Here is a 14,951-nt window from a genome sequence, read left to right on the forward strand (position 1 = left end):
GAAGTGCCAATAAAGCAAAATCAGTCGTACTTCTAAAAACATACAAAGACTACTACAATGGATATGATATAGATGGTGAGAGTTTTGTAGGATATGTAAATTTAGTAAGTGAGCTTAAAGATAGATATCCATTAGGCGATGATATCGTAGGCGAAAAGAATAAAAAAGAGTTTATAAAACTATATAGCCAAATTTTAAGAGTTAGAAATATCCTTACTTGCTTTGATGAGTTTGCGGGCGATACCTTGCTAACTTCTAGGGAGCTTCAAGACTACCAAAGCATATATATAGAGATTTATAGTGAGTATAGGGATGCTACAAAAACTGATGATAAAAAAGAAGATATCGCAGATGATATAGAGTTTGAGATAGAGCTCATAAAGCAAATTACAGTAAATATAGACTATATTTTAGAGCTTATAGAAAAATATAGCAAAAATATCAAAGATAAAGAGGTTGTTGTAGATATAGAAAAAGCGTTGGATTCAAGCCTTGAGCTAAGGGGTAAAAAAGAGCTAATAATGGATTTTATCACTACTATAAACCCTAGCTCTGATGTTAGAGACGAGTTTATTAAATTTACTAATAAAAAGAAGCTTGAGGAGCTTAATAGGATAATTGAAGAAGAAAATCTTGATAGAGATAAAACTCTAACATTTATGAAAAGAGCTTATAAAAACGCTATAGTTGAAATTTTAGGCACTGAGATAGTAGAGCTTATGCCAAAAATGTCGATATTTAGCAAACAAAGAGAAGAGTCAAAAGAGAGAGTTACTGTAAGATTGGTGGAGTTCTTTGAGAAATTTTACACTATATCAAATGGAGAGTTTTAGAAAAGGCGAGAGAATCATCTGCCATCATTATTATTCAATTTTAAAGTTTAATTGAAGGTTTATACTTATATAAAATACTAAATTTATGGACTGGTAAGTTGACTAAAATTTTGTATATTTGGCTATTGGTCGACCTCGCACATAGAGCACAAAAGGAGATCTTTAACATTGATAAAATTTTTAGATAAAAATTTAAAAAAATAGATATTTTTACGACAACTTATAAAATGTGTTAAAATTTGTTAACTAAGAATTGCGTTAAAATTTAGAACAAGATAGTATCATTTCATCGTCCGACAAGAAAACCTCCTTTTTGTAGTAAAAGCCCATTTCCCCCATTGGGCTTTTACTTTTATTCTCTCCTTTAAATTTCTTTGTTATAATTACTATTTTTAAAAGGAAATTTATGCTTACACATATTGATGAGAAAAATCGCCCTAAAATGGTCGATGTCAGCCCCAAAGAGCCAACAAGACGCATTGCAACTGCAAGCGGTATCATAAAAATGAGTAAAAACGCATTTGATGCTATCAAAGAAAATACAGGTAAAAAGGGGCCGGTGCTACAAACTGCCGTAGTTGCTGCGATAATGGGTGCAAAAAAGACTAGTGAACTTATACCGATGTGTCATCCACTTGTTATTTTGAGTGTAGATTGTGATATTGTAGAGCTACCTGAAATTTATGCATTTAAGCTATTTGTAAGTGTAAAAATAGATGGCAAAACGGGCGTTGAGATGGAGGCTCTTACTGGCGTTAGTGTGGGACTTTTAACTATTTATGATATGGTAAAAGCAATAGATAAAACCATGCAGATAACTGATATAGTGCTTGAGAGTAAAAGCGGAGGGAAAAGTGGCGAGTATATGCGACATTAATGGACAAAAACCAGAGATAAGATACCCAACTTTTTGGGAGTATAAACTCATAATGAATGCCACGGACGACGCGATCGAGCAGATAAAAAAAATAATAGGCACACGCGATAGCAAAGCAGTATTTTCAAAATTTAGCAAAGATAAAAGATACGCTAGTTACGATGTGAGTGTATTTGTTTTGAGCGATCAGGAGCGTTTGGAGCTATTTTCAGCCTTTAAACGTATATCAAAATTTGTATTATAAGGATTTAAGATGAGTGACAAACTTAAAAAAAATTTGCAAGATTATAAAGATAGCAACGGACTTTTGACAAATATCAAATTGCTTGTTAGTGAGCATTGCAAGGATCTTGCCGATATTGACGATAGTGAGTTGAGTGATAGATTAGGCCTTAAAATGAATGAAGTCTTTACAAATTTAAAGGAGTTTGAGCTTATAAGTGTTAAAAATTTAAAAAGTGCTATGGAGGGGCTAAATCAGTCATTAATAGCAAAGCAAGAGGCTGAACTTTTTACTCTGCTAGGGCGATATGATGAGCTTATAAAAGCAATCAAGAATAAACGCGAAGAGATAAAAAATAGGCTAAAAATTTCATTTGAAACTGCTGAATGGATAACAAATGCAAATGAATTTGAAGGCAAAAGCGAGATTTTAGATCTATTAAATAACGCGATCATACGTGAAAGTAGGATGCTTAGTATCTTAAGTGAAAGTGCCCAGCAAGCGTTTTTAACCACTGTCGAACAAGGGCAAGATGTCGGCGATACAGTCGCACAAATATCTAAAAATATGACTTATGTTTCAATAATCGGTGGCGAGTTTAGCAAAGAGCGAATTTTAGAGATCTCAAAGACGATCGTAATGGCAGCATGCGAGGTGGCAAATGAGGGACATATATTTGCTAAAGAGCTGATAGATGGAGCTGTTAGTGGAGCAAAAGATGGAATTTTAAAGTCGCTTGAACGCATAAAAGAGAACTCAAAATTTGCACCAGATGAGGTCAAACTAAATAGTGAGCTAAATAATCTTAAAAATATCGATCTTGATTTTATCCAAATGCTAAAAGAGCTAGATGATAGTATCGGGGGCATTGCTAAAAATGAGATATCTGCATTGCTTTTAACTGAACTTGATACAAAATTTGCTAAGCTAAAACGTATGGGCGAACAAGCTAGCGAGCAGATACTTGAGCGACTTGATGAGTTAAAACTGAACTCAAACTTAACATCTTTTATGAATACTGCAAATTTAAAGCTTGAAGAGTTTAAAACTGAACTAAATGAACGTAGCAAGAAGCTTAAAGACAGTTTTGAATCTAGTGAAAAATTTGAAGAGATCAAACAAAATTTAGCAGAATTTGAAAACAAGGCAAATACTAAATTTGAAGAATTAAGACAGATAGATATAAAAAATGAAGCCAAAAAGATAGGGGATAGAGTCTATAAAGCTGCTAAGGATTTTATGGCAAATTTAAAAAAGACAGACGCTTAAAATAATATTAACATATCTCACATATTTTACCCTATTTATCTTCACGGATAGGGTATTTTAAAAATTTTTATCACTTTAAGCTTAAATGTAAATATTATTAAAATCAGTTAAAAATTTTATAGTTTAAGATAAAAAATATCCTAATTTAATTCGATAATATCGATATTTGATAATTTTTTTCAAAAATTAAATTTATTTTCGATAAAGTAAAAATAAAGTAAAATACGTCGCAATTTTGATTGTAATATTAATTTTATAATCAATAGAAGATTATTTAGCAAGGAGTAAAATTTAGATGGCATTTTTGCCAGTAGTGTAACTATTACGCTAAAAATAAAATAAAAGGAAACATTAAAATGAGTGAAAAATTTACTAGGCGGGACTTTCTGCAGTCTGCCTGTATAAGCGTTAGTGCTCTAGCAGTTAGTTCAAGTGGTGCCAATGCTTTTGCTACGGATATGCCAAAAGGCAATAAAGATGGATTACCTTCAACAGATGTGCTAGTCATAGGCTCTGGTGGTGCTGGACTTCGTGCGGCTGTGGCAGTTAGAAAAAATAATCCAAATTTGACGGTTGTTGTAGCTACAAAGATGATGCCATCACGCAATGCCACTTGTATGGCAGAAGGCGGTATAAATGGCGTTACAGACTTTAGTGATGGCGACTCATACAAGCTTCACGCATATGACACTGTAAAGGGTAGTGCATATCTAGCAGATCAAGACTCAGTAGTTAAGTTTTGTGAAATGGCTGGTAAGGTTATATCCGATATGGACTATGTAGGCACACTTTTTTCTAGAAGTAAAGATGGTGGTGTAGCTCAGCGTATGATGGGCGGTGCTTCAAAACGCCGCTGCAACTTCTCGGCTGATAAGACAGGACATATCTTAATGCACGCTTGTTTAGATGATGCGATAAGCAATGGTGTTAAGTTTTTAATGGATCACGAGTTACTTGATATAGGTATAGAAAATGGCAAATGCGAGGGTGCGGTGCTTAGAAATATCCAAACTGGTGAGATTTATCCCGTGCTTTGTAAGTCCCTTGTCATCGCAACTGGTGGATATACGCGTATATTTTACAACCGCACATCAACTCCGTTTATAGCAACAGGAGATGGTGTAGCAGCGGCACTTAGAGCAGGACTTGGCTTTGAAGACCCCGAGATGATACAGTTTCACCCAACCGGTGTAGCAAATGGTGGAACACTAATCACCGAAGCGGCTCGTGGCGAGGGCGGATACCTGCTAAATAACAAGGGTGAGCGTTTTATGAAAAACTATCACGAGAAGATGGAGCTTGCTCCTCGCGATGTGGTAGCACGTGCTATAGAGACGGAGATTAGAGAGGGCAGAGGATATGGCGAAGGACTTGGCTCATATGTGCTTTGTGATGTTCGCCACCTTGGTAAAGAGACAATTATGAAAAAACTACCAAAGATAAGACATACTGCACTTTTATTTCAAGATATAGACCTAATAGATCATCCGGTACCTATCCGTCCGACAGCTCACTACTCAATGGGTGGAATTGAAGTTGCTAAATTTGATAATATGAGTACAAAAATCCCAGGTATTTTTGTAGGTGGTGAGGTCTCTTGTGTATCTATCCACGGAGCAAACCGTCTAGGTGGTAACTCACTAACTGACGCGGTTGTAACCGGACATCTAGCTGGTGTAGGTGCGACAGAGTATGCAAAAGATGCTACATTTGGTAGTGGTAAAAATAGTAGTAAGCTAGCACAAAAATGGCAGACTAAATTTAAGCAGATAGCAAATGGTGAAGGCAAGGCAAATGATATGTATGCACTTCGTGAAGAGCTAGGTAAACAAAACTGGGATAATATGGGAATTTTTAGAACACAAGAACAACTTGACACTCTATCTAAAAATTTAGAAGACATTGAGGCAAGATACAACCAAATCCGTATCCCCGACACAAATAGCGTTATGAATACAGCATTTACAGACTATGTGGAGCTTGGGAATTTGATACTTCTCTCACGCTGTGCCTGTTTGGCAGCACAAAAACGTCTAGAGAGTCGTGGTGCTCATACAAGAGAGGACTATCCAAAGCGTGATGACGCAAATTTCTTAAAGCATAGTATAGTTAGCTTAAATGGCGACAAATTAGAGCTTAGTTATAAAGATGTTGTAGTGACGGAGTTTTCGCTTGATGGAAGGAGACCACAATGAAAGTCATCATAGATAGATTTAACGGAAAAGAAAACTATAAATCAGAATTTAATTTAACAAAGGAGCAAATCGCTGGTAAAACACTACTTAGTGTATTATTACTTATCAAGCAAACTCAGGATATAACGCTAAATTTCACAGCGTCTTGTCGCTCAGCGATATGTGGAGCCTGTGCTGTGCGTGTTAATGGGCACTCATATCTAGCTTGTGATACAAAGATGGAGGAGTTGCTAGCCGAGTATGATAATCCTGATGTTATCACTATCTCCCCACTTGGCAATTTTAGAGTGATTAGCGATTTAGTTGTTGATTGGGAGCCATCAATAGAGAATTTAAGAAAAATTCGCCCATCAATGAAGCCAAAAGATGAGTTTAGTAAAGAGAAAGGATGTAAGCAAACTCAAGAGGAATTTGATAAAATTTCTAAGCAGTGGGACTGTATCCTTTGTGGCTCATGTGCGTCTGAATGCTCTAAGCTTGAGGCTGATAGTAGCGATTATATGCAGCCATTTGTCTTTACTCACGCTTATCGTGCGGCGGCCGATTCACGCGGTAAAGATCCATTAATTCACGTAAAACCAAGTATTGCAAACGGACTTTGGAAGTGTGTGCACTGTATGGAGTGTATGGATAGATGCCCTAAGGGTATCAGCTCGGCCGATGATATAGCAAGATTGCGTGTTATGGCTATGAAAAATGGCCTAACTGATGGTAGTGGTCCTGGACATGCTGAGGCATTTTATCTTGACCTTGTTGAAGGTGATGGTAGGTTAAATGAAATTTATCTAGCGCTTCGCTCTGAGTCTTTGCTAGGCGTAGCTGGTAAAACAGATGTAGCATTTAACCTAATGATGGCTGGTAAGATGAATCCACTTCATATCTTTGGTGGCGAGAAGATAGAAGGACATGATGAGCTAGTTAAAATGATAAAAGCAGCCCAAGCTGCAAGTAAGGAGTAAATATGCAAACTGAGTTCGCCTTTTTTCCAGGATGCGTTCTAACGCAGGCCGCAAAAGAATCAAAAATGTCAATAGAAGCCATCGCTCCTATCTTGGGCTGGAAGCTAAATGAAATACCTGGCTGGAGCTGCTGTGGTGCATCTCAAGCTCAAGATGTTGATCCTATTGCAACATTAGTAGCAAATGCTAGAAACATTGCATTGGCTGAGAAGATGAAATTACCGTTGTTGACGACTTGTAGCACTTGTAAGCTCGTGCTAACTCGTGCGAAAAATACTCTTGATAAAGGGGCAAAAGATCGTATTAATAAATTTTTAGCCGAAGGCGGTATGAAATATGAAGGTAACACAGAGATAACAAGCCTACTTTGGGCATTATATGAAAATTTAGACACTTTAAAAGCAAAGGTAATAAAACCACTTTTGGGCTTAAAAGTAGCACTATTTTATGGTTGTCATAGCATACGCCCAGAAGATGAGTATAACGGTAAAGAAAGCTCGGTAAATCCAAAGAGCTTTGAAACCGTCGTAGCTGCACTTGGAGCCACTATCGTACCATTTGAAAAGCGTCTTGATTGCTGTGGTTTTCACGCAAGCTATCCAGCTGTAAAATCTGTGCAAAAAATGTCAAGTCAGATAGTAAATAACGCTAGTGATAACCAAGCTATGTGTATAGTAACGCCGTGTCCGCTTTGTCAAATGCAACTTGATATATACCAAGAGCGTTATCAAGACGCAACTGATTCAAAGGTAAGACTACCGATCATTCACCTATCTCAGTTGGTAGGACTTGCTCTTGGACTTAACAATGAAGCTTTAGGACTTGATTTAAATATTATTGAGGCTACAAAGCTTGTAAGCTAAATTTAATCCCCGCCAAAGGCGGGGTTTTAAAATTTTAACTAATAATTCATCAGGTATATAAACATATCTAGTTTTACCATTCTTAGGTGTTTGAATCATTCCTGTTCTAATTACTATAGTTTTATTAATTATGATATAATCATCTTTAATATCTTGTTGAGTAAGGGGATATTCCCTTACTTATTATTAAATTCAATAAATTTTCAACAAATTTAAATTATACTTTTTAAAATTTTTAAAAGGCTACATATGAATATATTAGATGGACTAACTAATCTTAGTATTCTTACAAGAGTAAAGATAGAAAATGGAACATATCCTTTATTTATAATAGATAAAGAGCATTTTTTATACGTTCACGATAAGATAGCAACAGAGTATACATTAGCTACTTATGTAGCTTTAGTCTACTCTACTGAAAGAACTAAAAGTATATACTATTAGATTCAACAGGTAAGGAGATTGATAGAACAAATTCATTTATATCTGAGTTTTTATTAATACCTATAAATACAGTAGTTAAAAGTTCTCAACTATCAGACAGATTTAAAAAAATCTGTATAATACATTTACTAATGCTAGCCGCTATAGCTACTGTTAGTATCTCTATCTTTGTATACGGTTCGGTTTATTATAGTGAATATTATGATACATTATATACACATATTGGTAAGTAAAACAGTTTGTGATACCACAGTATCACAAACTATCCATATAGTTTTTAAAGGTCCTTACAAACATTGGTGAACTATTCTTTTGTTTCTCTTTCTCTATTCTCTCCTGCTGTTCTGCTAACCAATTTTCATTAAGGATTTCGTTATAACTTTCCCTTACTATTTTAGGGGTAATACGAGGTAACATATAAGTATTAGTTAAATCCTGCTTCCCATCTGGGCTTTTAATAGGAGCTATCTCGTAAGATTTTAACAAAGGATTATCATTATTTATATTTAGCTTTTTCATAGCTCTTTGTATAACTTGAAATTTCGTTTTTAAATTTTGTCTATCTGTATGACTTAACTTCTCATCATCTAATTTTTTAACTATTTTAGCAAACTCAATATTATCAGGGTCTTCTATCATAGCTGTAAGAGTATCTCTAAGATTTTTATTATAAGTTATATCTACCCCAGGAAATAGTGTGTTAAAAAGACTAATACAAGCCTTAGCCTTTGCACTATATAAGATTTTACCTATTCTTTGATTTGCATTTCCTTTTTCCTCATCATCCCCATCAATTTCATAACCCTTTCTAAGCTGTTCTAGTGTTGCTGTAAAATCATCTCCTTGTGCGTTAGGATTAAGAGTGTATCTGGTTTCCATTTGGTTCATAAGTATTTCAGGATTTTTATAAGTTTTAAAATATTCCTCAGCAGATATCGCTTTACCATTAGAGTCTGTATAATTACTAATACTACCATTATACATTCCATCTTTTTTTATACGGTGCTTGATCTCTCTGTAACGATTTCCTGATATATTATCAATCATTTTAACATCTGTAGGGATAATGTATTCACCTGTAGTAGGGTCTTGTTTATAAAGTATTACATTTCCCTTATTGACACTATCTAAAAAGACCTGTTTGTTTAATCCATTATATTTTATTGTAAATTCCCTATCAGGTAATGTTTGAGCATCTTTAACAATTGCATTAGTTACAGCTTCATTGGGTTGTAAAGATAGATCAAACTCTTTTTTTAAGAACTGACTATATATTGTATATTCAGTATCGTCTAGCTCTTTGTTCTTGTGTAACATATCTAAAATCTCTTGATTAACTCTAGGAGCACCTGGAGCACTTGTAGCTGTAGGAGTTCCATTGTCATAGAAAGATTTAGAAGACTTAGCCAAACTCGCAGAAGCATCTGTATTGCTTTTATTACTTGAGCTAGTGCTTTGGCTATTTGAAGTAGTGTTACTATTACTATTACTACTGTTACTACTATTGCTATTACTTGAACCATTAGAACCTAGGAGAGAGTTCATTTCTGCTGTCATCTCTTCAGGATATTTAAATTTACCATCTCTATAAACACCACCAGAATTTAGTAAAGCGTGTATCTCAGGTTCTGACTTTCCTGTCTTTTCTGACATATGCTTGAACATCTCTTTACGCTCTTTTATCTGATCTTCAGCTTGATCAGCAACCAAGCTCTCTTTTCTAGCAGTAGCATTCTCCTTAGCTGTAGTAGCCTTATTCAAAGCCATACTAGAATTATGAACCTCATCTGATTTATCAAAAGCATATTCAAAGTAACTTTTGCCTATCTTTTGTTCTAAACCTAACAGATCATCCCACTGTTTTTGTTTACTCTTAAGATCAAGCAGACCAAGAGCATTAGCAGCTCTTTGGTATGCCTCCTCATTAAGTTGCTTTGCTCTTTGCTCTTTCCACTGATTCATTTTAGCTTTAGCTAAACTATAACTATTGTTTAAATCACGCTCTTTTTGAGCTATTATCTCAAGATTTTTTAGATATTTTAAAGAATTTTCTAATTTACCAAATTCAAAATCTCTAATTTTTTCATATCTTTTAGCATCATCAGCTATAGTTGTTATCCTTGTTAAATCTGGGTAATCCAGAGCAGATGAATTAGCCTTATAAGCATTTTTAATGTAATTTTGTGTAGCTAAAGCTTTTTCTATATTATTAAGCCTTCTAGCTCTATTAAAGTCTTGCTCTGTGCTAGCAAATAACTCATTAGCCTCTTCATTAGCTATATACTCTGAAGAGGTAAATCTTTTATTAATGTCAGCATTACGAGCATTAAGTCTTTTTAAAATCTCGTCTAAAGTTTCCAAATTTTCTCCTTATAATAACTTAAATTTTAAGTTATTATAACAGTAAAATAAGGTAGAATTTAGCTATAAGCGTTAGATGAAGTTTTAAAGCTGTTTAATCAGTATTTAAAAATTTTCTTTCTAAGTATATTGTTATAGGATTTTTATAGTAAAAATTAAAAAAAGGTGTATAAATGAAGTATTTTATAGGGGCTATATTAGGAATATTTTTAGCAGGTTACTTTGTGGCTTCTCATATATCTAACTCTACAGCAGATATAGTTGTATTAATCTTAGGAGCATTGCTTGGTATAATTGTAGTCAGGTCTTTATCTAAAAGGGGTTAAAAGGTTAAAAAGCATTTTAATTTATACCTAGATATAAATGTGCCAAAAGTGTGCCAAACATCAGACATTTTAATCAATATGAAAAATGTCATACTCATTAAAAAGCCTGTATTTTAGGGATAAAGACACTCTAATAGTTTTATTTATATTTTGGTTAATACATTTTTGCTAATAAATTTTACCATAACAACTCATCATACCTCTTGCAAATATTTGTAGACAAAAAATATCATAATATACGCTTGTGCAGAGCTTTTAAATTTATACGCTGACGAGGTTGCATATTAGAATGGATAATTACTTTAAGTAGCTTATGGGCATTGTGATTGAAGTTTTAGTGGCAGGATAGTTGACATAACTGAGTTAAATTTAGCTACAAATAAAGCGATATAATGACGACTTGAACGCCATAAGATAGCTGGTATATTTAAGCTAAGATATTTCATTATAAACTTTTGCATCTAAAACCTACATTCATATGATGCTAGGATACCAACTACAATACTAATCTAATCTACAAAAAAAGGTGGCTAGCTCTTTAAATTTTTACAAACTGCGTTTTATCTCTTATATTTACATCACTATTTTAAAGCCAAATGTTACATAATAGTGTTTTGTATTTATTGCTTATTTTATTGCTTTTGCAGATTTAGCTAAAAGTGTGTATTTCGTGAATTTAAAGATGTTTTTAAATTTATTTAACCCTTTTACCAAGTATTACAACACTTTTTAGCTCTCCATCTATATCGCACACATCTGGCAGTTCACCCCAGTCTTCAAAGCCAAATTTATGAAATAAATTTATGCTAGGTTTGTTGTGTTTAAAGATAACGGCGATGACGTTTTTTAGCCCAAGTGATGGAGCGAGTGAGAGCATAGTGGTTAAAAACTTTGCCCCAACGCCCTTACCACGTGCATTATGGCTGACATATAAGCTGATTTCTGCACTTATATCATACGCTGCACGTGCAATATAATCACTAAAACTACACCACGCTACGATCTCACCGTCATCACGCATGACATAAAGTGGTCTGTTGCCCTTGTGCGCGTAAAACCACGGTTCACGCTGCTCTACACTTACCGGTGTTAGGTCGGCAGTAGAGGTGTGGGCTGGTATAGTTGAGTTATAAATTTCTACTATTTTAGGTAGGTCTTCACGCTTTGCAAGGACTATCTCAAGGCTCATTTTAATGTCTTTGTATTATTTATAGCAGCGATATAAAGTGGTTCAACTTTTTTAGCAATGACTTTTAGATCGGCTATTCGAGAGGTATTTGATGGGTGGGTGCTTAGTATCTCTATGGGTGCCGAGCTTGAAAATTTACTCATCTTCTCCCACACTTTGATCGCCTCATTTGGGTCATACCCCGCACGTGCCATTAGCTCTGTACCGATGTGATCGGCTTCTGTTTCGTGTGAGCGTGAAAATGGCAGACTTATGGTGTATTGCGTGGCCAAATTTAATAAATTTGCTCCACTGCTACCAAGTCCTACTACCTCGCTAATAGCAAAAATCCCAATGTTTTTGACTTGATCATGACTAGCTTGTTCTCGGCTGTGTTCTCTTAGTGCGTGAGCGATCTCGTGCCCCATCACAGCGGCTATTTGAGCATCGTTTAAGGCTAGTTTGTTGATAAGTCCGCTATAAACGACTATCTTGCCACCCGGCATACACCATGCATTTAGCGTAGCTTCGTTTATGACATTTGTTTGCCACGCCCATTTTAGAGCATCTTCTCTAAACACAGGAGTTTGTGCGATGAGCCTTGCAGCGATTGCTCGCACACGTTTTGTTAGTATGGGATCAATGTTTAAAGCACCCTTGCTTTTAGCGGTTGATAGTGCCTTTACGTAGGCTTGTGCAGCACTTTGATTCATCGTTTCTGCTGAGATTAGCAGTAGTTGTCTGCGGTCAGCTCCTACGACACCAGAGTTTGTTGTGCTAGTGAAGCAACCTGTGAAAATGACTGCTATGAGTGTTAAAAATGCTAAAATTTTTCTCATAATTTCTCCCTTTTATAGCCTATATTATACTCAAATTCATACAAACGTTTGTAGATTGAACGTAGCTCGGTTATAGTAGTCCAATTATCTATAAATACGCTAAAACTCTCGCGAACTTGCGAAAATGCGTTACTAACTTGTACTAAAATACCAAGCGTTATAACGCCTGTAAATAATCCACTACCCATTATCGCATATGGCACGATGACTAAAATTTGTGAAAACGATATGAGCCAGATATTAAAATAGCCGTAGTGCAAAAATAGGCGATAATAATTAAATTTAAGCCCTGTAAAAAGCTCAATGATAGTCTCGCGACTAGCGTAGTTTTTCTTATCCTCTTCAGCAAAGACTAGCTCCTTACGAAAGGCGGCTTCAACTTTTTGGTTATTATACTCAAGGTGTGGTAGCATAATGCCTACAAACCACGATATAATAAGCCCACCTATGCTAATACCAAGTGCAATCCACACAAGTGAGCCGGGGATTTCTTTAAGATATGGCAGATCAACTTTGCTACTAAGCCCCCAAAGCACTGGCACAAATGCTACAAGCGTCATAATCGCCCTAAGCACTTGTACGCCGAGACTTTCCATTATCTTTGCGAAGCGATAGACGTCCTCTTGGATACGTTGCGAACTACCCTCTATATCACGCTCACAACGTTGCCAGAAGCCAAGATATTCAAAGGTCATCGCCTCTCTCCAGCGAAATATCCAGTGACTAGCAAAAAATGATATAACCATATACGTTATGACATAGGGCATAGCGATGTAGATAAAATTTAAAATCTCATGCCAAAACTCATCAACGCTGTGGTCTTTGATATTTTGCATAATGTCATAAAAGCTCTTATACCAGTCGTTTATGCGGACATTTAGGTGTGTTTGATAGATAAGTAAAGCGACAATAAACATCAATCCACCATATGCCCAAAACGCCCAGCGACGAGAGTGAAAAAATGATGAAAACATATAAAACCTTAAAATTTTTGGCTGATTATAACAAATTTATTTAAAGCAAAATAGAAAAATTATTAATTTTTTAGACTTAATCACAACCTTATGGAACATTTTAAACACTTGAAAAACTATTTTTACAATATTAATTAAAAATTTAAACCTATCTTATAAGATTTCACAAATTTTAAAAAGGAAAAAGTATGAAAAAATTTGCTTTTCTAGCAGTTGCGGTTAGTGCCTTTACACTCTCATCATTTGGCTCAAGCCTAATTGAAGTATACAAATCACCTACTTGCGGTTGTTGCACGTCTTGGGGTAAAATAATGCAGAAAAATGGCTTTGAGACAAAGGATATAAAAACCAATGATGTCGTCGCAGTAAAAAATAAATTTAAAGTTCCACTTGAACTTTCAAGTTGCCATACAGCTATCATCGACGGATATGTCTTTGAAGGACATGTGCCACCTGATGAAGTGAAGCGTTTTTTAGAGCTAAAGCCAGCTGGGGCTATCGGTATAAGTGTGCCTGGTATGCCACTTGAAAGTCCGGGTATGGAACAAGGCGGTGTGCCAGAGCAATACGACGTGATACTTTTTAAAACTGATGGTACACAAGAAATTTTTGCAACCTATATAGCTAATACAAAAATAAGATAAAGTATCTCTCTAATTTTGCTATAAATTTAAATTTTATAGCAAAATATAATAAATTATTAACAATATTTACTAAATATTTAGTATAATTGCATATTATCATACTAAAATCAATAATGATTATTATAAATTTAATTATTAAAACAACAGGAGGGATAAATGGACGCACAAAAAAGAGCGATTGATCATATGAACGCTGATCATAGCGATATAGTTGAGGTGTTTTGCAAAGTATTTGGTAAATTTGAAAATCCAACAAATGTAAAACTAGTAGGCATAAACGAAGATGGTATGCAGATAGTTTGCGATCAGGGCGAGATATATGTGCCATTTTTGCAAAAAGCAAATTTAAATGGCGAAGGCTTTAGAAACGAGATCATTGCACTTTACTCAAAGATAAAAATGGATCAAAAAGCTGTTAAACACTCAGAAGGCATGAATCATAATCACAGTAACGATAAAAAGACAGATGAGCTTGCAAATTTTATCGATAGTTTAAAGACGCTAAGTATATCAAGTATAAATTCAGAAGGTTTTTGCGTTAGCTCGTATGCGCCTTTTATTAGAGAGGATGATGAGGTTTATTTTTATACAAGTGCGGTAGCAGAGCATTATCATTCAATAAAAGCTAATCCAGATAGAGTCTCACTTATGTTTATAGAAGATGAGAAAGATGCAAAAACTATACTTGCTAGAAAGCGTTTAAGCTCGAGATGCTTGATAAAATTTATTACTGATGAGGGGCAAAGAGATGCGATATTTGACAAACTCGCCGATAAAAATCCAAATGAGACTTCGATAGCCGATCTAAAAAATATGAAAGATTTTCATATCATTCGTGCAACGCTAACGAGTGGTCGATATGTCAAGGGATTTGCTGCCGCTTATAATACAAATGGGTTAGAAGTACAGGCTTTGCAAGATCAGTATCCACATACAAAAAGATAATCACAAGAGCCTATTTTAGGCTCTTTAAATT

Annotated in this window: 14 protein-coding genes and 1 pseudogene; 10 read left to right on the forward strand and 5 right to left on the reverse strand. The window is 35.0% G+C overall.

Translation table 11 applies throughout. The features are described 5' to 3' along the window. Positions 1-38 precede the first annotated feature (38 nt). The 7 genes and pseudogenes from KDE13_RS09880 to sdhE form a co-directional block, all read left to right on the forward strand. A pseudogene (locus tag KDE13_RS09880) lies at positions 39-833 on the forward strand (type I restriction endonuclease subunit R, EcoR124 family); the annotation flags it as partial. A gap of 406 nt (positions 834-1,239) precedes the next feature. Further along, positions 1,240-1,710: a cyclic pyranopterin monophosphate synthase MoaC gene (gene moaC / locus KDE13_RS08855; protein ID WP_212139598.1), complete on the forward strand. Its 471-nt coding sequence runs from the start codon at positions 1,240-1,242 to the stop codon at positions 1,708-1,710. After that, the gene (locus tag KDE13_RS08860) at positions 1,688-1,954 is read left to right on the forward strand and encodes an HP0495 family protein (protein ID WP_212142448.1); all 267 of its coding nucleotides are present in this window, start codon (positions 1,688-1,690) and stop codon (positions 1,952-1,954) included. Before moaC ends, KDE13_RS08860 begins: the two co-directional genes overlap by 23 nt. A 9-nt stretch (positions 1,955-1,963) precedes the next feature. Continuing rightward, entirely contained in the window at positions 1,964-3,202 is a 1,239-nt protein-coding gene (locus KDE13_RS08865) for a hypothetical protein (protein ID WP_212139596.1), read from the forward strand. 356 nt (positions 3,203-3,558) lie between these two features. Continuing rightward, complete coding sequence (gene sdhA / locus KDE13_RS08870; RefSeq protein ID WP_212143613.1) at positions 3,559-5,397, forward strand: 8-methylmenaquinol:fumarate reductase flavoprotein subunit; 1,839 nt, start codon at positions 3,559-3,561, stop codon at positions 5,395-5,397. Next, positions 5,394-6,356 carry an 8-methylmenaquinol:fumarate reductase iron-sulfur subunit gene (gene sdhB / locus KDE13_RS08875; RefSeq protein ID WP_212139594.1) on the forward strand — a complete coding sequence of 321 codons (963 nt, stop codon included), beginning with the start codon at positions 5,394-5,396 and terminating at the stop codon, positions 6,354-6,356. The genes sdhA and sdhB overlap by 4 nt, the downstream gene beginning before the upstream one ends. Positions 6,357-6,358: 2 nt before the next feature. After that, the gene (sdhE, locus tag KDE13_RS08880; RefSeq protein WP_212139593.1) at positions 6,359-7,219 is read left to right on the forward strand and encodes an 8-methylmenaquinol:fumarate reductase membrane anchor subunit; all 861 of its coding nucleotides are present in this window, start codon (positions 6,359-6,361) and stop codon (positions 7,217-7,219) included. A 699-nt stretch (positions 7,220-7,918) separates the two neighbouring features. Here sdhE and KDE13_RS08885 read toward each other — a convergent pair. Beyond that, positions 7,919-10,024 carry a hypothetical protein gene (locus KDE13_RS08885; protein WP_212143614.1) on the reverse strand — a complete coding sequence of 702 codons (2,106 nt, stop codon included), beginning with the start codon at positions 10,022-10,024 and terminating at the stop codon, positions 7,919-7,921. A gap of 173 nt (positions 10,025-10,197) precedes the next feature. Between KDE13_RS08885 and KDE13_RS08890 the strand changes: the two genes are divergently transcribed. Beyond that, positions 10,198-10,350: a hypothetical protein gene (locus KDE13_RS08890; RefSeq protein ID WP_212139590.1), complete on the forward strand. Its 153-nt coding sequence runs from the start codon at positions 10,198-10,200 to the stop codon at positions 10,348-10,350. Positions 10,351-10,661: 311 nt separating this feature from the next. Here KDE13_RS08890 and KDE13_RS08895 read toward each other — a convergent pair whose 3' ends face one another. The 4 genes from KDE13_RS08895 to KDE13_RS08910 form a co-directional block, all read right to left on the reverse strand. Beyond that, positions 10,662-10,811 carry a hypothetical protein gene (locus tag KDE13_RS08895; protein WP_212143615.1) on the reverse strand — a complete coding sequence of 50 codons (150 nt, stop codon included), beginning with the start codon at positions 10,809-10,811 and terminating at the stop codon, positions 10,662-10,664. 233 nt (positions 10,812-11,044) lie between these two features. Then, the gene (locus KDE13_RS08900) at positions 11,045-11,539 is read right to left on the reverse strand and encodes a GNAT family N-acetyltransferase (RefSeq protein ID WP_212139589.1); all 495 of its coding nucleotides are present in this window, start codon (positions 11,537-11,539) and stop codon (positions 11,045-11,047) included. Further along, complete coding sequence (locus KDE13_RS08905; protein ID WP_212143616.1) at positions 11,536-12,357, reverse strand: M48 family metallopeptidase; 822 nt, start codon at positions 12,355-12,357, stop codon at positions 11,536-11,538. The genes KDE13_RS08900 and KDE13_RS08905 overlap by 4 nt, the downstream gene beginning before the upstream one ends. After that, complete coding sequence (locus tag KDE13_RS08910; RefSeq protein ID WP_212143617.1) at positions 12,354-13,331, reverse strand: putative transporter; 978 nt, start codon at positions 13,329-13,331, stop codon at positions 12,354-12,356. Before KDE13_RS08910 ends, KDE13_RS08905 begins: the two co-directional genes overlap by 4 nt. A gap of 188 nt (positions 13,332-13,519) precedes the next feature. On the opposite strand from KDE13_RS08910, the gene KDE13_RS08915 reads away from it, so the two are divergent. Next, entirely contained in the window at positions 13,520-13,975 is a 456-nt protein-coding gene (locus tag KDE13_RS08915; RefSeq protein ID WP_212139586.1) for a DUF411 domain-containing protein, read from the forward strand. 156 nt (positions 13,976-14,131) lie between these two features. Beyond that, positions 14,132-14,920: a HugZ family heme oxygenase gene (locus KDE13_RS08920; protein WP_212143618.1), complete on the forward strand. Its 789-nt coding sequence runs from the start codon at positions 14,132-14,134 to the stop codon at positions 14,918-14,920. Positions 14,921-14,951: the final 31 nt, after the last annotated feature.

Origin of the sequence: Campylobacter anatolicus (genome assembly GCF_018145655.1) — a bacterium.
In the GTDB taxonomy this organism is placed as follows: domain Bacteria; phylum Campylobacterota; class Campylobacteria; order Campylobacterales; family Campylobacteraceae; genus Campylobacter_A; species Campylobacter_A anatolicus.